Here is a 22,639-nt window from a genome sequence, read left to right on the forward strand (position 1 = left end):
GCCTGGCCCTGGCAACTTGTCATCAAGGAAGGAGGGCGCCCCGCATCGTCGGTGGGGGGGCGACTACAAGTGATCGGGGTTATGTAGCTCGCGCTCATCGCCGGGCGGCGGCGTCCACTGGTAGATCCAGGTCTCCGACAGCGGCTTGCCTTCGCTATCGCGCAGATACAGACGCAGATTGATCGGCTCGGTGCCCTCGTCCGGTGGTACCACATCGAACATGGCCCGGTAGCCCTGGATGGCGTCCAGCGGTCGGGCCGAGGTGATCTCGACGCGCCCGGCGCTGGTCTCGATGACCGGCTCCACCTCGACCTCGCTTGCGTCATCGAAGGGGAAGGGGCCGCCGCGGAAGTCCAACGCGAAGCGCCAGCTGAAGTACTCGCGACGTTGGCCGACGACGCCACCCAGTCCGGTACGGGTCGCCACGCAGCGCGACAGGCTGGGTTGCTGTCGCGGCAGGTCGTACCAGCTCAGACGATAGGCATAGCGCAGCTCCTGGCCGGCCTCCACCGGGGCCTTGGGTTGCCAGTAGGCCACGATATTGTCGAAGGTCTCGTCCTTGGCAGACAGCTCCACCAGATCCACGCTACCTTCGCCCCAGCCCTCGGTAGGTTCGACCCACACGCTGGGTCGGCGATCGTAGTAGACGCCATCGTCCTGGTAGTGGTCGAAGTCGTGGTCGCGCTGGGCCAGGCCGAAGCCCTGAACATTGGTGGCGGAATAGGCGTTGTAGCGAAGCTGGGGTGGGTTCACCAGCGGGCGCCACAGCCATTCGCCGCTTTCGGTGTGGATCGACAGCCCATCCGAGTCATGGATCTCCGGGCGCCAGTCATAGTTGACGTCACGATCGTTCTCGCCGACCAGGTACATGCTGGTCAGTGGCGCGATGCCCAGACGCTCGATCGTCTTGCGCGGATAGAGGGTGGCGGCCACGTCCATGACCACGCCTTCGACGTCGCGACGAATATCGAAGCGGTAGGCCCCGGTGGTGCTCTCCGACTCGAGCAGGGCGTAGACGATGACCTTGTCTTCACCCTCGGGCTGTTCCAGCCAGAAGCGGGTGAAGTCGGGGAATTCCTCGGGTTCGCTGCCGGCGGTGTCGATGGCCAGGCCCCTGGCCGACATGCCGTACTGCATGCTCTGACTGACCGCACGGAAGTAGCTGGCGCCCAGGAAGGAGGCGATATCGCGCTTGGGGTCCTGATGATGGTGCAGGCGGAAGCCGGCGAAGCCGAGGCGTTCGGACAGCGTATCGGTATCGACCACGCTATCCCCATCGGCGTTGGAAAAGTTGAATAGCGCCGGGTCGTAGGCCAGTTCCTGCGCCTGCCCCTGGCTGACCTGGTAGATCCTGACCGGGGTGGTGAAGCCACGACCCAGGTGAAACAGCTGGGCCGTATAGGGCGCGTCGCTGTTGCTCCACAGGGCGTGGTCGGCACGGTAGCCGATGGCCTGGTAGTCGTCCCAGGAAAGGGACTTGAGCTGGTCGGGCAGTTCGCCTTCGTGATCCTGGTGAGGTTGCCCTGACAGATGGCGGGCGAAGCCTTTCAACCAGGCGTAGTCGAAGGAGACCTTTTCTCCGGTGGTCATGAGCCGCTGGTCCAGCGCGGCCAGCAGCGGGGAGATTGGCAGGGCGTAGGCGCTGAGGGCGGTGGCCGCCTTGAGGAAGTCACGTCGCTGCATTTCCATCATCCTTGTGGGTCGAGCATGTCGGGTGTCGGGCGACTGCCTGGGTAAGCAGTCGCTACGCCTGGTCGAGCACGTCGAAGGGTACGACTGCCCGAATCAGCAAAGGTTCAGGAAATGTGCATGAAGGGTCGCAATATTGTTAACAGGCTAACAAAGTGCTAGTCTACGCGGCCGGTCGACGGGGGACGCCTTCGTCAAATACCGAGCGGCTCCGTCACGTGAGCCCGTCAAGTCAGCCCGTCGTGTAACCAAGAGGAATACCATGACCCCCGACCAGCGCTTCAGGTGGATCGTTCGCCTGGCCTTGGGCATGTTCGTCCTGATGTTTGCCTATTTTGTGGTGGCAGATACCTACATGCCGATGACCCCGGAGGCGCGGGTCATGCGCCCGGTGGTGCGTATCGCCCCGGAAGTCAGCGGCCCCGTCGAGCGGGTCCACGTCAGCAATAACGACCATGTCGAGGCGGGTGATCCGCTGTTTCGTATCGACCCCGCGCCCTTCGAGCTGGCGCTTGAGCAGGCGCGACTGGAACTGGAGGCAGCGCGTCAGCAGAACGAGACTTTGAGCGCCAGCATCGCATCGGCCCGCGCCGCCCTCGAAGCGGCCCGCGCCAGGGCCCAGGAGAGCGCCCAGGAGCGCCGGCGAGGCGAGCGCTTGATTAGCCAGAACAGCATCTCGCGCCAGCGCCTCGATGGCCTGGTAGCCACCGACCGTCAGGCCCAGGCCGAGGTCAAGTCCGCCGAGGCGGAAGTGGCGCGCCTGGAGGCCGAACTGGGTGCCGAGGGGGAGGCCAACTTGCGTTTGCGTCAGGCCCGCAACGCCCTGGAGCAGGCCGAGCTCGATCTCGACCACACCTTGGTGCGGGCCCAGCATTCCGGCACGCTGAGCAACCTGCAACTCGAGGTGGGTGACTACGCCACCCAGGGACAGCCAGCGCTGGCGCTGATCACCGATGAGGTCGAACTGATCGCGGACTTCCGCGAGAAGAGCCTGCGCAAGGTCGCCGCCGGCGACGAGGCCCGTGTGGTCTTCGACGCCATGCCAGGCCAGGTCTTTGCCGCCCGGGTCGAGAAGCGTGACGCAGGGGTCTACGACGGACAGATCAGCGCCGACGGTAACCTGGCCGACATCCCCACCACCGACCGCTGGCTGCGCGACGCCCAGCGCCTTCGCCTGCACCTTTCGCTGGCCGGGGACGCACCGACGAGTCTGCCCACCGGCTCCCGCGCCACGGTGCAGCTGTTTCCCGGGGAGCACCCGCTGGCCCATCCGCTGGGGGCGCTGCAGATTCGGCTGATGTCCTGGCTGCATTATGTTTACTAAGCAGCCACGGGCGTCGTCTACCAAGCAGCCACGGGCCTTGTTTGCCAAGAGGCTACGGGCGTCGTCAGGGCAGCAGCAACCGAAGGCCTCGAAGCTCAGCGACAACGGCCTGCGCCAGTGTCTGCGTATCGCGGTGGGGGCCTGGCTCGGCTTTCTGATCAGCCAGCTGATGCACTGGAACTATGGTGTCTTCTTCACCGTCTTTCCGATGTTTCTGCTGGGGATCATTCCGGTGTTCAACGCCCATGTGGTGCGCCAGTTCCTGGGTAACGCCTGCCTCAATGTGGTCGAGATCAGCCTGGTGGTGGGGTTGACCCAGCATCTGCCGGTGGTGATGACGGGACTGGTGTTCCTGATGTTCCTGGGACGCTTCACCCTGATGGCCAGGGGGCCGTTGTTCGTGTTCGGCGCCAACGGCGTGCTGACCCTGAGCATCATGCTGCATTTCGCCAGTTACCCCGACCTCGACCTGTTCGACCTGCTGGCCAGCAACAGCGTGGCGAGTTTTCTGGCGGTGGCCATCGCAGCCCTGATGCACTGGCTGTTTCCCGATGTCACGCCGCGACAGCCGCCGCCACGTCAGGCCAAGACAGCGGCGCTGAAGCGCCATCAGGCGTTGATCGGGGCGCTGACCGCGACCCTGTCCTTTCTGGTGTTTCAATTGCTCGATCTGCGCGACTCCCTGTCCGCGCAGATGGCGACCATCCTGATCCTGTTTGCCCTCGGCTACCATGGCGCCCGGATGTCGGCCTGGCGTCGTGCCATCGGCACTCTGTTGGGCTGCAACCTGGCACTGGTGCTGCAACTGGTGCTGTTCACCAAGAGCGACCATCTGCTGCTGGTGCTGCTGGCCTACGCCATCGGTCTTTTGCTGTTCGCACGGGAGCACGTCATCGAGAACGCCGGCTCCGGCATCGGCTTCGGCGGGCTGACGACCCTGGGTATCCTGTTTGGCCAGTACCTGAGACCCGATCAGGATCTGGTCGTCGACGCCGTCTATCGGTTCAGCTCGATGTGCGTGGCACTGCTGGCCACCCTGGCGGTGATGGCGGTACTGCATCGGCTGCTGGATCTATGGCCTGCGGTCTCGAGCCGGGAAGCACCGCACACGAGCTGAGTTTTCTTATGCCGCTTGCAACAGAGAAGGGGGCCGTGTCAGCACGGCCCCCTTTTTAGCTACTTTACCTACCCGCCTGATCTGGCGATTTTGGTCAGCTCTCTGGTGAAGCTTTGTGGCATAGCTTTGTGGCCCAGCGTCGTGGCTCTGGTCGCCGACCTCTAGGCCTGCTCCGAAAAGTCGCCTAGCCGCCCTGGGGCAGCGGGATGGTCACCAGTCCGTAGGAGTGGACTTCGGCGCTGCCGGGATAGGCATCAACCACGCTCAGGCTGCCGTCATCGTGCTGGATCTCGAACACCCAGGTCTTGCCGGTGTTGCCGCTGATGATGTTGACGTAGTTGCCGTCGGCGCTCAGGTCCATGTCGGCGAAATACTCGTTGTAATCCTCGGCGCGGTAGGCGGCTTCTTCCAGCAGAGCGATGCTGCCGTCCTCGGGATCGACGCTGAAGGTCGACAGGCTCGAGGTATGGGAGTTGGTGGTCCAGGCGTACTTGCCGTCCTCCGAGGTGGTGACCCAGCAGGCGGCCTGCTCGCCACCCCAGATGTCGTCGCCGGTCATCACATCCGCCGACACCAGGGTCAGCTTGCCGTTCTCGTCGATGTCGTAGGACGACATGGAGCCGGTCTGGCCCTCGTATTCCTGCAGGAAGGGATACTTGGCCTTCGATTCCTCGGAGGACGGGTGGAACTGGTAGCCCTGGGTGATATAGCGGGTTTCGGTCACCAGCAGGGTGCTGTGGCCGTCCGGGCGAGTGACCAGCTTGGTGCCGATGGGCAGGGCGAAGAAGCGCTCCTCGCTCAAGTGCGGCGACTCAAGGCTCGAGATCGGCTCCTGCGACAGGAGGCCTTCGTCGTCCACCGCATAGACATGCACCATGCCGGTAAGAAAGCCGACAAGCGTCAGGTACTTGCCGTCCTCGGTGAACTCCATGCTGACCGGAGAATCATCCAGCGGCCGAACGGAGTCGGGGATCTCGGTCAGGTTGCCATCGCCATCGATGGTAAAGCCCTTGATCACCCCCGGCTCATCGTTGGCACCATCGGTGCTGGCGACGTAGACGATGTCGCCATGGCCGTCGATGGCCTTGGGTTTGGCGCCGCCGGCATCCACCACATTGTTGAGCGTCAGCGTCAGGTCGTCTTCGACGTGAAGTGACGACAGGGTGCCGTCGCCGACGTTGGCCACCAGTACGTTGCGGTTGTCTGCCGAACGCCACACGCCGTAGGCCGAACCGAGCGGGTCGAGGCCGCCATCCATGCCGTTGCCCGTGCCGCCGGTGGTGTACTCGCCGACCTTTTCCAGGGTGCCATCGTCAAACTGGCGCCAGGCGATCAGCGAGTTCTCGTCGGCGTTGTTGGTGGCGACGTAGACACCACCCGTCACGTCCTTGGCCATGGCAGGCAGGGAAACCGAAAGCAGGACGAGGCCAATCAAGACTGGATTTTTCATAGCGTACCTTGGTCAGTTTTTGCTTTTCTTGTGCCGCGATGCCGGCAGTTCCAGGCACTCGGGCTCGTCGTGTTCCAGCGTCATAGTCTGCGTAGACGCGAGCCGGTGCGTCCTTACACCCACCAGAGTAATAAGGAACCCAGGTGAGCTGCCTCGCACTGTAGCCTCAGCGTTGTGCTCGGGAGTAACGAGCCAACAAGCAGATGGAGTTTCGTTTTCCAGGTTGCCCAAGCGAGAGCATCTAGCAGAAACTGTGCTTTAAAGAATCGTTGTTGAGAGAAAGCTTAGGCAAGATTGGGCCGCAATGATGCAGGTGACTGTCGTCAAACGCGCGTAAAGGTTTGAGAATTTCTGACTGCTTCCGGCGATAGCCTGTGTGATGGCCTGGCGCACAGATTTTCCGTTCGTCGTGTTGGTATCTTGGGGGAAAAGAGGGTGGCCGCCCGTCAAGGTGTGTGTCATACCGACTGCTACAGCCTGGCAATTGGCAGCTCATCCCAGCGAGTGGTGTAGCGCGAGGTGCGATGTTCGCACTTGAGCTGCCAGGCCGCGTCCACGCTGGTCTTGCCAAGGCTCAAGGCGCCGCGACCGTGCTTCTGGTTGATCGCGTCCAGGGTGTCCATCAGGCGCTGATTGCGTTCTTTTTTGCCGTCGTCGACGGCAAACAGATCCTGCTGCAGGCTTGCCTTGTCGGCGATGTCGAGTAGCATCACGCCGGCCTTCATATACTGGTGTCCTGGGCGATAGATACGCGCAAGCGCCCGGGTCGCGGTTGCCACGATCTCGAGGCTGTCGTCGCTGGGACGCGCCAGCGGAACCACCAGCGAAGGGTGGTGCTGGGGCAGATCCTGACGATGCTTGTTGGTCTTCAAGAACACCAGCAGCGCCCGCGCCACGCTGCCCTGACCACGCAGCTTTTCAGCACCGCGGCCGGCATGGGCGCGCACTGCCTGACGCAACTGCGCGAGATCATCGGTGGGCCGACCAAAGGAGCGGCTGGTCATGATCCGTTCGCGCGGGGCGCCGACGTCGTCGAGGCGGATGCAGGATTCGCCGCGAAGTTCGCGTACCGTGCGTTCCAGCACCACGCTGAAATGGCGGCGGATATGCTTGGGGTCGGCTTCACGTAGCTGCCAGGCGGACTCGATGCCGAGCTGCCCAAGCCGGGCGGCGGTGCGCCCGGCGACGCCCCAGACCTCGGTGACCGGCAGGCGTTGCAGCAGCGCCCGGGTTGCCGCCGAATCGGCCTCGAGCACGTGGACGCCGTCTGCGCGGGGATCCTTCTTGGCCTGGTGGTTGGCGATCTTTGCCAGGGTGCGGCTGGTCGCCACGCCGACGCCGACGGGAATGCCGGTGTGGCGCATCACCGTGTGTCGCAAGCGCCGGCAGTGGGCGTCCAGCCCGGCGGGTGCCATGCCCGCGAGGTCGAGAAAGCACTCGTCGATGCTGTATACCTCGACGGCGGGAGCAAACTCCCGCAGCGTATCGACCACCCGACGCGACATGTCGCCGTAGAGCGCATAGTTGCTCGACAGCAGGATGCACTGCCTGCGCAGCGCGCCCTCGATCTTGAAGGCAGGCATGCCCATGGCAACGCCGAGGTCCTTGATCTCCTGGCTGCGGGCGATGACGCAGCCGTCGTTGTTGGACAGCACCCCCACAGGCTTGCCGCGAAGCGAGGGGTCGAAGACCCGCTCACAGCTGACGTAGAAGTTGTTGCAGTCGACCAGCGCGATCACCGCGCGACTCCCGCTGCCAGGGCGTGGATATTGTGGGTGACCACGCCCCATAGGTCGCAGTCGCGACCGTTGAGCGGAATCGGCGCGAAGGCCTCATTGGCCGCCAGCAGGTAGGGTCGATTGCCGATATAGCCAAGCTGCTTGCAGGTCAGCTCACCGTCGACGCTGGCGATCAGCACCGAACCGCTGCACGGCTCCAGCGAGCGATCCACGATCAGCAGATCCCCGTCGAAGATGCCGAGGCCCTTCATCGACTCGCCCTTGGCGCGCAGGTAGAAGGTGGCGCTGGGGTGGGGCACCAGATGCGCCACCAGATCGAGCTGTCCCTCCAGGTAGTCATCGGCCGGTGACGGAAAGCCCGCGCGAACCTCGGTCGCCGCCAGCGGCAAGGCGGTCCTGGGCGCGTGCGGATCGACCCGCCCCAGCACCTCCACCTCAAGACTCATGGCACAGGCTCCCGTCGTTGCCATAGGCGCTACACGAAAGGGTTCGCCAAACAAGGGAATAGTCGTCGCGCATGGGGGCCTCCTGAATCGCAGATACTGTTTGGATATACAGTATCAGGAGGTGCATGGCTGCGCCAGCACAGGAGGGCGGGGGCAAAGTTGGCTTGGTGAGCGAGATGGGGTTGGTTGGATTGGGAGTAGGGAATTGGAAGGTGGATGACGAGGTTGGTGGGGCTGTCGGTAATAGTTGGTACTCTTGCACGAACTTATGGATTGTGGCTTAGACAAGGCAACGGTTGAAGTGCGTTTATATAGGTAAACGGCAATTTAACGTATAGTAAAATAAGTGCTGTTACCCTCTGATGTATGTGATATTTTTATATCTAGAATAATTGTTATGATGATTAAAAGGTTTGGTGGATTTGATGGCAAAAGAACTTTCTAAAGCTGACTACATTCTTAGGAGTCTGCAGAAAATATCCCACAAAAGATGGGAGCTGTACATTGTTTCTCGAATAATTCATAAAATTGATGATGACGTTGAATTCGTATGTCAGCAGCTTGTATATCGGCCAGAGGGCTATCGCGCCTTGACTGATATTTATTTTCCTCAGTTCAATCTGCATCTGGAGATTGATGAAAAGCATCACAAAAACCAAATTTCTGAAGATGTTGAGAGAAGTGATGATATTGTTTTAGCTACAGGACACGAAATTCATAGGATAAAAACGTATGGCGATGAAGGGATGTTTAAAGATATTTCTATTGTTGCGGAAGAAACTGATAATTTCATCGATAAACTGAACAAAATTAAAGAGATTGGTGTTGACAACGGCACGTTTGTTCCTTGGGACTGGGATTTCGCTTATTCTTCACGGAGATGGATCAATCAAGGATACTTGGACGTTGCCGATAATCCTGTTTTTCGAACGCAGGCAGAAGCCTTGAGATGTTTTGGTTTTAAAGGTAAAGCACTGCAGCGTGGCGCTTGGGGGATACCTGATGGTAGTACCGATGTTGTATGGTTTCCCAGACTTTTTAGACATGGTATGTGGCACAATAAAATAACAAAAGATGGTGAGCGTATTTACGAGTGTGCTGAAAATCTTGACGGGAAAAAATCTATTGAGACTCAGTTGATAGACGCTGAGAGAAATCCGGAAAGAAAAACAATTGTTTTTGCCAAAGCTAAAGACTCCTTGGGAAGAAACCTTCTTCGGTTTGTTGGTACATTTAAATTAAATATTGCAAGATCGACGGAGGATTGTATTGTGTTTGATCGTATAGGTACGAGGGAAAAAGTTCGATTTTTGTGAATAGGTGATTTTTGATTCTAAAACCAACCATTCTGTTTTAGTGTTTTTGATTTTTTTGGTGTAATTGTGGATATGAAAAATAAAACTCATGAAATAAGACAAAAGTTCGTTGGTTGCCTACTAGGGGGCGCTGTCGGTGACGCACTTGGCGCTCCGGTAGAGTTTATAACTCATGTTGAGATTGTCTCTAAATTTGGTGAGTCTGGTATAACTGAGTACGTGCCGTGTTATGGTGGTATAGGTCGAATTACTGATGATACCCAAATGGTATTGTTTACTGCCGAGGGGCTGCTGCGCGGTCATGTACGGGGCGCCAGACGTGGGATATGTCACATAGCCAGCGTAATCTCCAGTGCTTATGAGCGCTGGCTTTATACACAAGGGTATCGGTCGCGAATGGAAACAGGAGAAGACTGGCTCACTAGTGGTTGGTTAGCCGGACATGCAGAATTACAAAATCAACGTGCGCCGGGTCGTACTTGTATCTCGGCATTGCGATCGATGGAAAGATATGGCGCTTCAGCTAAGAACAACAGTAAAGGCTGTGGTGGACTCATGCGAGTGGCGCCATGTGGACTTTTCATTTGGCCTTCTACGACTGGCAGCGATGCTTTCCATCTGGGTATGCAAGCCGCGAGTATTACTCATGGTCATCCCAGCGGCTATTTGACTGCTGGAGTGCTGTCGGAATTAATCTTGCATCTTATCAATGGTAAAGGTCTCAGAGATTCACTTGGCAAAGTGAAGGAGGCACTTGTGGCATATGAAGGGCACGAAGAGACGCTTGATGCTCTGGAAAAAGCTGAAGCGTTGGCCGATATTTCGAGTAATCACTTCGAGGCTATTAGTAAGCTGGGACAAGGGTGGGTAGCAGAAGAGGCACTTTCTATTGCTGTCTATTGCGCCTTGGTTGCCAAAGATCTCCGCCATGGAGTCTGCCTTGCAGTTAATCATGATGGTGACTCTGATTCTACTGGCGCTATTGCTGGCAATCTATTGGGCGCCATGATGGGGGTCTCGGCCATCCCGGAGAGTTGGTTGGAACCGCTAGAATTACGGGACGTGATAACTGAAATGGCTGAGGATTTAGTGGATAGCAATGAATGGGACTTGGATGATTTTGGCGGCGTCGACAATGATTGGGTATGGAAAAAATATCCGGGATATTGACAGCTTCGACAACAAGCGTTCAAGAAACTAGTCCATTGATTTCTTGGTGACGCCATCTTGCTTGCTGACTCGTCGTGTCGATTGGCTTGCGTCCTAAGGCTGAATTTCGGTCAATCGATGCCTTTTCTACCGAGCACCGACAGGTACTAAATGTTGAATAAGGTCTGCGAGTATGCCAGTGACTGCTTAATTGTCGGGTCCCGGATGTTTGTTAATGACCGTTTCACCGAACCGTCCGCGGGCGCCCCCTTTGGCGCCATCCTTTAGCTCAGGAGGGGGAGCCAAATTGGCCTTGCAGGAGGGCGGGGGCGTAGAGGTCTGCATCGAGTTGGGGCCAATGAAGGCCAAGCCCGGTGGGAGAAACCTCTATGTCGGCCAGGGCTTCTGGCGTGGCGTCGGTGAGACCTTGCACTAGGTGCGGCGGGATCGCGAGCTCAAGCCCTGAGTTCAGGTGCATGATGACGCGATGGGTGCGACTGTCGTATCGCGCGGAAACGACGTGGGCGTGATCGCGTTCACAGGCCATGCGGGCCTCTGCCTGCCGGACGTCATCTTCAGTAATGGCCACGTGTCTCTCCCTGTTCGCAGGCGTCTCCCTCGGTGCAGTCATCGATTGTGCCACCATCGCATTCCACAGCATTAGCCGTGGTTGTGCCGTGTAGCTTAGCGACCGCAGATCCATCGTAAAGAATAAGCGAGACCTGAATGCCCAGTAGGCCACAGGGCTCCCCCTGTGGCCCGCTCCCTTCACGCGTACTTGTCGTGCCAGCGCTTGACCGCGATACGTTCCTTGAGCAGCTCCAGCATATCGACCAGCACCTGTTCGGTGATCTGTTCGGTCTCGGGGTCGGTGCGCAGCCAGGCGTCGAAGCCGCTGTCGGCCATATGTTCGACCAGCGAGGAGAACTCCCTGGACTTGAGACCATTCAGGGCTTCATCGACCAGATGGCAGGCGAGGTCGGACATCGATGACTCCAGCCCCTGAGTGAGCTGGGAGCCCATGGGCAGGCGCTTGAGTCGCTGAAGCTCCGGCGTTTCGGCCAGGGTGCGGGCGACCAGGCCGCGCACGTAGGCCAGTGTCGCGAAACGGTTGTGGTGGGCGATGTCGCCGACCATGGTCTCGAGGCGCTGGCTGACTTCCCGCACCAGGGCCTCCTTGCGCGGCGTGACGATCTTTTCGATGGCCGGTGAGGCCAGGCCGTCGCCGCTGGTGAGCTCCTGCTGGACGTTGTCGAGCAGGCGGATGGCAATACGATCGGTAAGTTCTTCCATCAGGATGTCGGCGTACTTGGCGACAACCGAGTAGAGATACCAGCGACGCACGTCGATCAGTCCCAGGCGGTGCAGGCGGTGCAGCAGCGAGATCACACGCAGGATACGCAGCAGGCGGAAGCCGGCGAGGGGAATACACCCCAGCACGTCGTACCAGTGCACGAAGGGGTAAAAGAACCAGCGGTGGTAGCGGCGTTGGTAGATGGCAACGGCCCAGCCAAGCAGCACATCGAACAGGAAGACGGCGACGAAGGCCAGGTCGATGCTGAAGAAGTTGGCATGGATATGCCGGTCGTAGGTGCCGTGCAGGCCAGGGGCCGCCGCCTCGAAGGCGGCGTTGAGCGGTGGCAGCAGAAACAGGCTGTCGAACAGCAACAGCGCCAGGTTGGCGATCACCAGCGCGATGATGAACAGGTCCCACACCAGATGAGCCCGCTCCAGGGCGGGCGAGGTCGTGCGGGTGGCGGGCATGAGTCCTCCTTGGATGCGTGTGACACTCCTTTCTTCACCAGCCTAGAGCGTCCTGGCGTTGGTCGCATCCCCACCTCGCCTTGTGCCAAAGCGTCGTTGGCGATGTGAGGATGCGGCTTTCTGTCGATGGGCAGCATCTTCGGGCTACTGAACCGGAACAATATGCCGAGCGATTTTGCAGGGCCTATGTTTCGGGCGACTGAAACAGCCGGCTCTGACGCGCAATCCGTCGTTCGATGGCCTTGGCCAGCACCACGTTGCTTGCGCTGAGCAGAGTGAAGGTCTTCTTGGCGCGGGTGACGGCGGTGTAGACCAGTTCGCGGGTCAGGATCGGCGACAGGGTGTCCGGCATCACCAGGGCGGTATGGACGAACTCCGAGCCCTGGGACTTGTGCACCGTCATCGCGAATACCGTCTCGACCCGCTGCAGCCGGCTGGGCAGCACCCAGCGGATGCCGCCCTGGCCGTCACCGGCAGGAAAGGCCACGCGCAGGGTGGTACCGGCCTCGGGGTTGGCGAACTCCACCGGCACCTTGAGGGCAATGCCGATATCTCCGTTCATCAGCTTGAGCGCGTAGTCGTTGCCGGTGACCAGCACCGGGCGGCCTTCGTACCAGTGGGTGCTGTGATCCGGCTTGTCGATCAGTCCGGCCCGTGCCAGCGCCTGCTCGATGCGCTGATTGAGCGATTCGACCCCGTAGTGGCCGGCGCGCAGCGGCGTCAGCAACTGGAACTGGGCGTGGGCCTCGAGGATGGCAGAGGCCCAGCGGTCCCACTCGGCTCGCTCGGATGACAGCGACGGGCGTGGCCGCAGCAGACCGCTTTGCTCGAGTGCGCCAGCTTCCGGGGTGTCGGGACGCGGGCTGATGGCGCCCAGATAGAAGCGATAGCCCCAGGCCGCGTCCTGGCCTCGGCCATCCAGCGCCAGGGTCATCAGGCGCCGTTCGTTGGCGCGGGGCAGGGCCTGGCGCTGCGCCTGGGGAAAGGCGGTGTCGTCCAGCACCGCGAGCGCCCGCCGGCTGTCGCCGGCGTTGATGGCGCGGGCAAGCTGGCCGATACCGCTGGCGTCATCGAAGCGAAAGGAGTGGCGCAGCATGGCGACGGACTGATCCAGCGCCCGGCCGTCGCCGTCGTGCAGTGCTTCAGGCAACGACAGCCCGGTAGCCGCTTCGAGCCAGTCGCTGACGTCGTTGCGATAGTGGCCCTGTTCGGCCCTGGCGCACAGGTTGCCGAGGACCGCCCCGGCTTCCACCGAGGCGAGCTGGTCCTTGTCGCCGAGCAGCACCAGGCGTGCATGGGGCGGCAGGGCGTCGAGCAGTGCCGCCATCATGTCGATGTCGACCATCGACGCCTCGTCCACCGCCACCATGTCCAGCGGCAGGGGGTTGAGGCGATGATGATGGAAGTGACGGGTATCGGGTCGGGCGCCGAGCAGCCGGTGCAGGGTCGAGACCTCGTGGGGAATCGAGGCGCGTACCTGGGCGGCGTCCGGTAGCGGCAGTTCGTCGAGGGCGGCGATCTGGTCGCGAATGGATTCGCTGAGTCGCGCCGCCGCCTTGCCGGTGGGGGCGGCCAGGCGTATCGCCAGGGGGGCGCCCCGCTCAGCGATGGCCTGGGTCTGCAACAGCGCCAGCAGGCGGATGACGGTGGTGGTCTTGCCGGTGCCTGGGCCGCCGGTGATCACCGCGAAGGGCGCGCGTGCGCCCAGCGCACAGGCGAGCTTCTGGGAGGCGGCCTGGTCGGCACGCGGATCGGACGGGGGAAACAGCGTATCCAGCACCGGACGCAGGCGGGCGGCGTCACCGTCGGCGGTTGGATGATCCTTGGTTGAAGTGCCGGGCGTCGACAGCCGCGCGGCAATGGCGCTGGCGACCCGCTGTTCGTTGCGCCAGTAGCGGCGTAGATAGAGGCGCTCTGCCTCCAGTACCAGGGGGCTGGCGCCTGGGCCTTGCGCCACCGCCGACCAGCGCTGAAGCCGGTTTACCCAGTCGTCGCCGAGACGGCCGAGCAGGGCCTCCGGCGGGGGCGGGGCGGCGTCGTCACGTGCCACGTCGCGAGCGACGGCGATCAGTGTCTCGGGCTGGCGGCGGGCCTGATTCAGGTCCAGCAGCAGATGCCCCTGGCCGGCCTGGTGGCTGACCAGCATGGCCGCCAGCAGGCAGCTGGCGTCGCCGTCCGGCGCGAGGCTCGCCAGGCGGTGGGGCAGCGCCGCGTCGAGATCACGGATCCAGCCGTACTCGGCCCAGGCAAACAGCAGCGACAGCAGCGCCTCGGGGTCGGCCAGTGCCTGCTCCGGGGTGGCAAAGGGCGAGGACGGCAGGGCGGTCGAGGCTGAATCGCCCGGTGTCTCGCCGTTCCCCTCGCGGTGTACCTCAGGGTTAGCCTCGCTCATGCCATTGCCTCCCCGCTGGTGTCATTGTCATGGCCGGTGGCGCTTTCGTGGGTTGCTCTCGCGGCGTGGCCCGCCTGTCCCGCCAGGATATCGTCGAGTGCCTCGATAAAGGCTCGGGGCGGCTTGATCGCGGCGACGCCGCGCGAGGGCGCGGTAATACCGCGCAGAAAGACCAGCATGGCCCCTCCAACGTGGCGGTCATAGTCGTAGTCCGGCAGGCTCTGGCGCAGGTGGCGATGCAGTGCCACCAGGTAGAGCGCGAGCTGCATGTCGTAGCGCTTGTCGAGCATGGCGGCGCGCATGGCGTCCTGATGGTAGGCGTCATCGTCGGGGCCCAGCCAGTTGGACTTCCAGTCGATGATATAGAAGCGCCCCTGATGCTCGGCCAGGAGGTCGATAAAGCCCTTGAGCAGGCCGTTGAGGCGCTGATAGCCCAGTTGGGGCCTGGGCTCTCCGGGATACAGATACTGGCGGGTGAGCTTGTCCATGGCCGGGGTGATGGCGTCATGGGTGGCGAACCAGAAGTCGGGCTCGGCGCGGTAGCGCTCAAGGCGCGCCAGCACCGGACCATCGTAGGCATCCTCGCCGTCGGGGCGCTCTTGTGTGGTCGAGGTCAACGGCGTGTTCAGCCAGTGACGGATGCCATCGGTCAGCGCCTGGGTGTGTGCTTCCCAGCCGCGGCGGCGGCAGCGTTGGGCCAGGCGGGCGAGCAGGCCCGCATCGTCAAGCGCGCTGTTGAAGCCGTGCTCGGCCAGCGCTTCCAGCACGCCGTGCAGGAAGGTGCCAGGGCCTGGGCCCCGCGGGAAAGCGTGCAGGGTGCCGGGCTGGGGGGCGCCGGCTTCCCGCGCCGCGGGCACCAGGCGGGCGTCCAGATGCTCTTCCTCGAGCACTTCGGCCTCGGGTGTCTCGGGCGCGGTGGCTCCCTTCTGGGCCAGCGATGAGTAACTCGCGATCCACCAGGGGGCAAAGGGCCGGTGGCTAGGCGTGCGTGCGCCCTTGGTGGCGAGCTCGGTGGTGACCGGGTGGTACTGGATCTGGGGGCTATCACCGCTGGCGTCGATGGCGTCCAGGGCGATGGCGTCGAAGCCACCGCTCATGGTCTCCCAGCGCTCGCGCAGGTTTGTCAGGTCAGGGATCGCCTCGCCGCCGGCCAGCAGATAGCCCAGCGCTGACTTGTGCAGGGTGGCGCTCCTGGCGTTGCCGAGCTTGAGGGGGGCAAGGCCAACGAAGGTGGCGTGACGCGCTCGGGTCAAGGCGACGTACAGAAGCCGTACCTCCTCGGATAGTCGTTCGTCGTCGGCAAGCTCAAAGCCCTCTTTGGCCATCTCCTTCTTGGCCGCCAGTTCGAGCAGCGGCCGGTCGTCGACGTGGTACAGGGGCGTGCCGGACTGGCCGCTGATCTCCTTGTAGGTGCACAGAAATGGCAGGCACACCAGCGGATACTCGAGTCCCTTGGACTTGAAGATGGTCACCACCTGGATCAGGTCAGCGTCGCTTTCCAGGCGCAGGATCTGCTCGTCGTGGCCAGGGTCGTCGAGGTGTTCGGCGAGCACGCGAATCAGGGCGTGGTCGCCGTCCAGGGTGTCGCTGGCCTGCTGGGCCCATTCGGCCAGATGCAGCAGGTTGGTCAGGCGACGCTGGCCCTGGTGGGCGCCGAGCAGTCGCTCGGGGATCCGGTAGTCGTGCAGCAACTGGCGCAGCGCCGGTAATACGCCCCGACGCTGCCAGCGCAGGCGGTAGCCGAGAAAACGCTCCTGTACCCGCTCCCAGGCGGTCTCGTCGCGTTGCAGCCGGTCGAGCTCGGCCAGCCCCAGGCCCAGGGTGGCGGTGGCCAGGGCCGTGCGCAGGGTCGACACCGACTCCGGGTTGGCCATGGCCTTGAGCCAGTGATGCAGGTCGCGGGCCTCGGCGGTGGCGAAGACGCTGTCACGATCCGACAGGTAAACGCTGGCCAGGCCGCGCTCGCTCAAGGCGTTGCGGATGGCGCTGGCCTCGCTGCGATCGCGCACCAGGATGGCGATATCGCCGGCCTTCAGCGGTGTGAGCTTGCCGTCACCGGCGTTCGTTGAGGTGGCGAAACCGGCGCTTGGAGTGCCCTCGCCAGGACTGGCCTGATTGAGCCAGTCGGCAATGCGGTCGGCGCAGTGGCGGGAGGCCTCGTGCAGGTAGCCTTCCTTGTTGAGACAGCCGTTGTCCTTGTTGCCGTCGGCGATCAGCCAGCCGGTCAGCGCGGCGGCGGGTTTGCCATCCAGGCACAGGGTTTCCTTGCGACCGTTGGCGCCGACGGATTGAAATGGCAGCGGATTGTGGTCGTCGGCGGCGAAGCGGAAGGCGGCGCGGGGGTGGCGCTGCTCGGCGAATGCGAACAGCCGGTTGACCGCCGCCACGGCGGCCTCGCTCGAGCGGAAGTTGGTGTCCAGGCTGTGGTGGTGCCCGCGGGTGGCGTGACGGGCGCCCAGGTAGGTGTAGATGTCGCCGCCGCGAAAGCCGTAGATCGCCTGCTTGGGATCGCCGATCAGGATCAGCGCCGTGGCGTCATGCTCAGGAGCGCCTGGCCCATCCAGTTCGTGCTGGGCGTCTGGCTCAGCGGTGGGCGCATCGCCGATACGATAGACCCGCTCGAAGATGCGGTACTGGGCCGGATCGGTGTCCTGGAACTCGTCGATCATGGCCACCGGGAACTGCTGGCGAATGCGCCGCGCCAGGGTCTCGCCGCCGTCGCCGTCCAGGGCGCCGGCAAGTCCGGTGATCATGTCGTTGAAGCCCATCTGGGCGTTGGCCTCGAGCTGCTCGGACAGCCGCCGGCTGACCCAGTCGCGGGCATCCGCCAGCACCTGGGGGTAGAGCTCGCGCTGCAGGGTCTCGACCTGCTCGTCGTTGTGACGACACGCCTCCAGGGCCTCGAACAGCCCAAGCTCGGGCACCTCGGTACCCTTCTTGACCCGCAGCTTGGAGCGCGCGAGCTTCTGCACGAAGCTTGCCTCGGCAAGGGGTCGCTTGCCGTTTGCCCAGTCGCCGAGCTGTTCCAGCCAGCCGTCGAAGGTGTCGTCGTCATCCTTGCCGCGAAAGCTGCCGCCGTGCATCGCCGGGCGCAGCGCGCGCAGGCAGTCGTGCACTGCCTCCTTGTCATCCAGGTAGGCGCGGCGGGCGGCGTCTTCCAGCCTGTCGGCGCTCCCTCGGGCGTCGCTGAACTGGGCGAGATGGGCACCGAAATCACCAGCGGCCAATGGCTCGCCGCAGAAGACCAGGCTGGCATCCTCGCGGCTCAGCAGATTGCGCAGCGCCTTGTTAAGCCCCTGGGGCGAGCCGAACAGCTCGACCATGGACGCGGCCAGGGGCTCGTCGAGGGGGTAGACGCGGGTGCGCCAGTAGTCGGTAACCGCCTCCTGGGTCATCTCGCCGAGATCCTTGACCACCTCCTGGCGAAACAGCTTGCCGCTGTCGAAGGCGTGCTCCTTGAGCATTCGCTGACACCAGCTATGGATGGTCGAGATGGCGGCGTCGTCCATCCATTCGGCGGCAAGCATCAGTCGTCGGGCGCAGGCGGGCCAGGCGTCGCGCTCGAAGTCGTCGCGCAGCGCGGCCAGCAGCGGGTCGCGTTCGGCGAGGCCGTCGTCCGCGGCCGTGGTCGAGCCGTCGTCCCTGTCACCGGCGCGAAAGGCCTCGGCGGCCTGGACCAGGCGCGCCCGGATACGATCGCGCAGCTCCTGGCTTGCGGCCTCGGTAAAGGTCACCACCAGGATATCCGGCGGCACCAGCGGCTGGCTGAAGCCATTGTCGCGTCTGCTGGCCGGGTTGTTCGGCTGGCCGTGGCCCAGCACCAGACGCACGTAGAGCAGCGCGATGGTGAAGGTCTTGCCGGTGCCGGCGCTGGCCTCGATCAGCTGGCTGCCCTGCAGCGGCAGCGCCAATGGCAGCGGTGTCTGGCCGGCGTTGTCCGGGGAAGGCGGCTGGTCGTCGGTGGAAAAAAGGTCGGACGGCAGGCTCATGCGGATTCCTTCCCGGTGGTGGCGTTACTTTTGCCCGATGACTTGTCAGAGCCCTTGTCAGAGCCCTTGCGAGCGCTGCGCGCCGTGCTGATCCAGCCATGCAGGTCGGCGTAGAGCTCACGACAGGCCTCGTCAAAGCCCTCGGCGCCGATCAACTCATCCAGGCTTGGAAACTCGCGCAGCAGCAGCGGGCTTCGCTCCGACAGTTTTTCCCAGGCCTGCTCCCAGGCCTTGCGCAACGTGGCTGATGACTGGGCGTCTGCCGGTGGCCAGGCTGCATCCTCTGCCACGGGATATTCCTCGAGCAGGGCGAAGGCGATGTCGGGGTGGCAGGGCGTGGCGCCCTGCATGGCGGTGAGCCAGCGCCGCATCAGCGCATCCAGGCGTCTTGCGGCCTGTTCGCGGGGCATGCCGGGGATCTCCAGCACGCCGCTGGGTGATACCAGATGGCTCGGCGAGTTTGGGTAGAGGCACTGCAGCGCCAGGTGCGCCGGCCAGTGACGCAGAATCTGGCTCCAGTGAAAATGCTCGCCCTGGTGGATCTGGCTGGTCAACAGCACGATGCGGGCGACCTCATCCGCACCCGCGTCGCCCTCGTCGCTGGCCCCGGAGGAGGGGGCAGAGTCGGTCGCGTGCAGGTGGGACAGGGCGTCCTCCAGTACCAGGGTCTCACTCGAGTCGGGCAAGGGAAGGCGACTGTTGTGGCGAAGCTGCGGTGCCCGCTCCAGCGAGTGTGGATAGCGCTCTAGCAGTTCACGGTAGTGGTCGAGGGCGTCGGGGATTCGCTCCAGCAACTGGCGGCGGATCACCGGGCCTACCGGTGGCGGCGGGTAGTGGCCGGCGCGTTGCTGGCGCTGGACCTGGCGTTCGATCAACAGAGCCGGGTCGCAGGCGCGGTCGTGGGCCAGACGCTGGCCAAGCGGCTGCACCAGGGCCTCGCGCTGCTGCCATCTGGCAAGGCCGGCGAAGGCGAAGGGTTCGTCATCGTCGCTCAGCGTCTGTTCGTCGCGCATGCTGGTGGACAGGCGCTGCTGGAACAGGGCGCCGACGGGATCGCGCAGCAGGCCAGAAAGCTGCGACAGGCCGATGGCGCCTTCGGGGCGCCAGGGCGGCAGCGCCTCATCGGCTGAGGTGGCCGCCATCGGGTCCGGGTGACGTGAATCACGCTGGTGCAGGGTCTGCCACTCGTCTGCATAGGTATAAAGCGGCGAGCCCGCCAGGAAATAGCCGGCGCCGAAGGGCTGCAGCGGGTGCTCGGTGGTCAGGGCGGTGAGCAGGGCCTCAGTCATCTGCTGCTCTTCGGCCAGCGAGCGCTCATCGTGGGGCGGTTGGTCGGGAAGGCGCCAGCCCTTGCCGAGGTGATCGCGCAGCTGCCCGACCAGCACGCTGGGCGGCTTCTCGCCGTTGTCCTGGGGGCTGCGTCCGCACCAGCTGATGGTCAGTCGGTCCCGCGCTGACAGCAGTGCCTCGAGGAACAGGTAGCGGTCGTCGTCACGCCGGGAGCGGTCGCCGGCGCGATAGTGTCCGCGCATGGCCATCAGGTCGAAGTCCATGGCCTCGGCGCGGCGCGGGTAGGCGCCGTCGCTCATGCCCAGCAGCACGACGTGGCGGAAGGGGATTGCGCGCATGGGCATCAGGGTGGCGAAGGTGATGCGGCCCATCATGAAGCTCTGGGACAGCTGGGGCTGGTCGATGCGCGACAGCCAGCTTTCACGCACCACCGCCAGCGGCAGGCGGATGCCGACCTCGGCCGAATCGACCTCCTCGTGCCAGGTCTCGAGCGCCCCCTGGATGCGCCCGAGCAAGGCCTCTTCGGCACTGGAGCCGGGGGCCAGGGTGCGCTCCAGCATGGTTCCCAGAACCTGGTCCCATTGGCTGGCGGTCTTGGGTTCGAGCAGGCTCTGACGGACCTCGTCGAGGGTCATGATCAGCCGGTACAGCGGTCCCACGAGGGTGGCGTCGAGGCCGGCGACTTCGTCGTAGGGCACGACGTCGCCCCAGTCCTCGCCGTCGTCGCTGGCCTCGCCCACGGCGTAGCCCATCAGCATGCGCTCCAGGCCGAAGCGCCAGGTGTGCAGCTCGTCGTGTTCCGGCAGACCGAGTTCGGCTCGCTGGGAGGCATCGAGGCCCCAGCGTACGTTGGCCTCGCGAATCCAGCGTTGCAGGGTGGATAGGTCCCCCTCGCCAAGGCCAAAGCGCGTGCGGATGGCCGGGATGTCCAGCAGGTCGAGGATCTCGCTGGCGCGAAAGCGCAGACGCGGCAGCGACAGCAGGGTCTCCAGTGCCACCAGCATGGGTTCGCGATGGCGTTCCTGCTGGTCGGCCACGTGGTAGGGCAAGTGGCGCTTCTCGCCCGGGGCGAACTGGCCGAATACCGCGTCGATATAGGGCGCGTAGTCGTTGATGTCCGGCACCATCACCATCACGTCCCTGGGTTCGAGAGTCGCATCCTCGGCGAAGGCCTCGAGCAGCTGGTCGTGCAGGACCTCCAGTTCACGCTGAGGGCTGTGGCAGATGTGAAAACGGATCGAGTGGTCCTGCTCGGGATCAAGCGCTGGCCACTCGGCCTGGGTCTCCGCCAGCGGGCGCAGGTTGAGGATGTCGTCCTGCAGCTGGCCCAGCAGGGTGTCGGTGGGCGGCGCCAGGAACAGATCCACCGAGTCGTCGAGCAGGGCGCTCAACGCCTCCACGTCGGTGTGGTCGTGTTCGCTGAGCAGCTGCAGGTAGTCGCGGCCCTGCTTGCCCCATGCCGCCAGCAGCGGATGGGCGTGCAGATGCAGCTGTTCGAGCGAGTGGTGAAGCTCCGCCGGCATGCCCTGGCGACGGCGCTGGCGCACGTGGCGGCGCAGGACCTCCTGGGTCTCGATGATCTCGCCCCAGTAGAACTGGCAGGGGTTGAGCAGACACAGCACCACCTCGCTGATGCTGGACAGGGCGGCCAGCACCTCCAGGGTCTGCTGGGGCAGCGACGAAATGCCGAACACCACGATACGCGGCGGTATTTCCGGGGGGCAGGCCGTCTCGCCCTGTTCGACCTCGCGGGTCAGCTGCTCGGCGGCCCGCTTGAAGCGCTGGTGCACGGCGCCGCGGTGACTGTGGCGCTGGTCGGCAGGCAGGGCGTCGCTGATCCTGCGCCACAGTGCCGGCTGCCAGCGCTGGTCATCGGGGACCTCTGTGACACGGTTACCGGGCAGGGTGAGCACATCGTCCCCGGCCTCCCAGGCGGTGAGCCAGTCGGCGCGATAGACCTGGTACTGATCGAACAGGTCAGCCAGGCGCTCGGCCAGCTGGTAACGCTTGCGCTGCTCATCGTCTTCGCGCAGGTAACGTGCCAGCGGCTCGAACAGCGGGTCGTCCAGGGCTTCGGGCAGCAGCTTCATCAGGTGCCAGCGCAGGCGACTCTTGTCCCAGGGAGAGGTGGTCGGCACCTGCCCCGAGCCTTCCACCGCCTCGATCACCGCGCGGTAGGCCTGCCACTGAAAGCGCGCGGGCAGGGCAACGTCGGTGCCGAGACAGACGCCGTAGCCCGGTTCGCCCTGGCGCTCGGCGATCGAGGTCTTGAGCCACTGGGCGATACCGTTGCTTTGCACCAGAAAAAGGGTGCGCGCCAGCGGATGCAGCGGGCGTCGTCCCAGCCACTTCAGGGTCAGATCACGCAGATCCTCCATACGGTTGCCCTGCAGGACGATCAAGCCCGAGGCGGCGGTGGTATCGGTCATGGCGAGTTCTCTGTACTGCGTGAAGGCGTGGCAGCCCGAGGCGGTGGCGGCGCTAGCTTGAGCAGCACACGCCAAGGCATCGTCGGGACGTCTCGGCATAGCCTAATGGATGCGGCGGCGGGGATCACCATCACCGGATGACCACAGTGTCTGGTCGTAGACGGGCGTCATCTATAGGCCAACATCGCAAGGTAGGCCTCGTCTGTGATGAAGCGGCGTTTCGATGGGGGCGAGCAAGTGTCGGACTCGGCCAGGCGGCGCTTTGCCGAGCACTACCGAGATGGCAACAGTTCATCGACCGGGGCGATATAGCGGCGAGCCGGGTCGTAGCGCTTTATCAGGCCATCGGCGGGCAACCGTTCAGTCGGCCAGAGCTAAAGATCGATAGTGAGCAGGTAGCGCTTCATGGATGATTTCCATCAAACAACGTTTCGATGACGTCCTCTTCCAGCGGAGCATCCCAGCCAGCCTCCGCCTCGATACGACCCTTGGTCAGTCCATAGAGCTCATTCAGGCCAAATCCTCGATCTTTCAAGGCTTCAATG

Annotated in this window: 13 protein-coding genes; 4 read left to right on the top strand and 9 right to left on the bottom strand. The window is 63.4% G+C overall.

All coding sequences use genetic code 11. The annotated features are described in order from the left end of the window. Window positions 1-63: 63 nt before the first annotated feature. Window positions 64-1,683 (bottom strand): glucan biosynthesis protein D, encoded by a 1,620-nt coding sequence (locus tag NFG58_RS09305; RefSeq protein WP_222516861.1) that lies wholly within the window; start codon window positions 1,681-1,683, stop codon window positions 64-66. A gap of 268 nt (window positions 1,684-1,951) precedes the next feature. Between NFG58_RS09305 and NFG58_RS09310 the strand changes: the two genes are divergently transcribed. Continuing rightward, window positions 1,952-3,013, top strand: a complete 1,062-nt coding sequence (locus NFG58_RS09310; RefSeq protein ID WP_222516860.1) for an HlyD family secretion protein — start codon at window positions 1,952-1,954, stop codon at window positions 3,011-3,013. Window positions 3,014-3,050: 37 nt separating this feature from the next. Next, on the top strand, window positions 3,051-4,130 hold the full coding sequence (locus NFG58_RS09315) for a DUF2955 domain-containing protein (RefSeq protein WP_261395492.1): 1,080 nt from the start codon (window positions 3,051-3,053) through the stop codon (window positions 4,128-4,130). Between the two features lie 184 nt (window positions 4,131-4,314). Here the strand turns inward: NFG58_RS09315 and NFG58_RS09320 are convergent, their stop codons facing one another. The 3 genes from NFG58_RS09320 to umuD form a co-directional block, all read right to left on the bottom strand. Then, complete coding sequence (locus NFG58_RS09320) at window positions 4,315-5,580, bottom strand: beta-propeller fold lactonase family protein (RefSeq protein WP_222516858.1); 1,266 nt, start codon at window positions 5,578-5,580, stop codon at window positions 4,315-4,317. A 470-nt stretch (window positions 5,581-6,050) separates the two neighbouring features. Continuing rightward, on the bottom strand, window positions 6,051-7,319 hold the full coding sequence (locus NFG58_RS09325) for a Y-family DNA polymerase (protein ID WP_108133736.1): 1,269 nt from the start codon (window positions 7,317-7,319) through the stop codon (window positions 6,051-6,053). Continuing rightward, window positions 7,316-7,765, bottom strand: coding sequence for a translesion error-prone DNA polymerase V autoproteolytic subunit (gene umuD / locus NFG58_RS09330; RefSeq protein ID WP_045994834.1), 450 nt, complete (start codon window positions 7,763-7,765; stop codon window positions 7,316-7,318). Before umuD ends, NFG58_RS09325 begins: the two co-directional genes overlap by 4 nt. 425 nt (window positions 7,766-8,190) lie before the next feature. On the opposite strand from umuD, the gene NFG58_RS09335 reads away from it, so the two are divergent. Together NFG58_RS09335 and NFG58_RS09340 are read left to right on the top strand one after the other, a co-directional pair. Further along, a complete protein-coding gene (locus tag NFG58_RS09335) occupies window positions 8,191-9,081 on the top strand; it encodes an AbaSI family restriction endonuclease (protein WP_124804705.1) in 891 nt (296 codons plus the stop codon). A gap of 72 nt (window positions 9,082-9,153) precedes the next feature. Next, window positions 9,154-10,251 carry an ADP-ribosylglycohydrolase family protein gene (locus NFG58_RS09340; protein ID WP_124804706.1) on the top strand — a complete coding sequence of 366 codons (1,098 nt, stop codon included), beginning with the start codon at window positions 9,154-9,156 and terminating at the stop codon, window positions 10,249-10,251. Between the two features lie 268 nt (window positions 10,252-10,519). Here NFG58_RS09340 and NFG58_RS09345 read toward each other — a convergent pair whose 3' ends face one another. The 5 genes from NFG58_RS09345 to recC form a co-directional block, all read right to left on the bottom strand. Then, window positions 10,520-10,819: a DUF2442 domain-containing protein gene (locus NFG58_RS09345; protein ID WP_124804707.1), complete on the bottom strand. Its 300-nt coding sequence runs from the start codon at window positions 10,817-10,819 to the stop codon at window positions 10,520-10,522. A gap of 179 nt (window positions 10,820-10,998) precedes the next feature. Beyond that, the gene (locus tag NFG58_RS09350; RefSeq protein ID WP_124804708.1) at window positions 10,999-11,994 is read right to left on the bottom strand and encodes an ion transporter; all 996 of its coding nucleotides are present in this window, start codon (window positions 11,992-11,994) and stop codon (window positions 10,999-11,001) included. Between the two features lie 184 nt (window positions 11,995-12,178). Then, a complete protein-coding gene (gene recD / locus NFG58_RS09355; protein ID WP_124804709.1) occupies window positions 12,179-14,386 on the bottom strand; it encodes an exodeoxyribonuclease V subunit alpha in 2,208 nt (735 codons plus the stop codon). Beyond that, window positions 14,383-18,375, bottom strand: a complete 3,993-nt coding sequence (gene recB, locus NFG58_RS09360; RefSeq protein ID WP_124804710.1) for an exodeoxyribonuclease V subunit beta — start codon at window positions 18,373-18,375, stop codon at window positions 14,383-14,385. Before recB ends, recD begins: the two co-directional genes overlap by 4 nt. Then, the gene (gene recC / locus NFG58_RS09365) at window positions 18,372-22,094 is read right to left on the bottom strand and encodes an exodeoxyribonuclease V subunit gamma (protein WP_348828039.1); all 3,723 of its coding nucleotides are present in this window, start codon (window positions 22,092-22,094) and stop codon (window positions 18,372-18,374) included. The genes recB and recC overlap by 4 nt, the downstream gene beginning before the upstream one ends. Window positions 22,095-22,639 lie beyond the last annotated feature (545 nt).

The organism is Halomonas sp. RT37 (assembly GCF_040070525.1).
GTDB lineage: Bacteria > Pseudomonadota > Gammaproteobacteria > Pseudomonadales > Halomonadaceae > Halomonas > Halomonas litopenaei.

Excerpts from the sequence above, each read along its gene's own strand:
- NFG58_RS09305 (WP_222516861.1), bottom strand. The coding sequence starts at position 1,683 with ATGCAGCGACGTGACTTCCTCAAGGCGGCCACCGCCCTCAGCGCCTAC.
- NFG58_RS09310 (WP_222516860.1), top strand. The coding sequence starts at position 1,952 with ATGACCCCCGACCAGCGCTTCAGGTGGATCGTTCGCCTGGCCTTGGGC.
- NFG58_RS09320 (WP_222516858.1), bottom strand. The coding sequence starts at position 5,580 with ATGAAAAATCCAGTCTTGATTGGCCTCGTCCTGCTTTCGGTTTCCCTG.
- umuD (WP_045994834.1), bottom strand. The coding sequence starts at position 7,765 with ATGAGTCTTGAGGTGGAGGTGCTGGGGCGGGTCGATCCGCACGCGCCC.
- NFG58_RS09335 (WP_124804705.1), top strand. The coding sequence starts at position 8,191 with ATGGCAAAAGAACTTTCTAAAGCTGACTACATTCTTAGGAGTCTGCAG.
- NFG58_RS09340 (WP_124804706.1), top strand. The coding sequence starts at position 9,154 with ATGAAAAATAAAACTCATGAAATAAGACAAAAGTTCGTTGGTTGCCTA.
- NFG58_RS09350 (WP_124804708.1), bottom strand. The coding sequence starts at position 11,994 with ATGCCCGCCACCCGCACGACCTCGCCCGCCCTGGAGCGGGCTCATCTG.
- recD (WP_124804709.1), bottom strand. The coding sequence starts at position 14,386 with ATGAGCGAGGCTAACCCTGAGGTACACCGCGAGGGGAACGGCGAGACA.
- recB (WP_124804710.1), bottom strand. The coding sequence starts at position 18,375 with ATGAGCCTGCCGTCCGACCTTTTTTCCACCGACGACCAGCCGCCTTCC.
- recC (WP_348828039.1), bottom strand. The coding sequence starts at position 22,094 with ATGACCGATACCACCGCCGCCTCGGGCTTGATCGTCCTGCAGGGCAAC.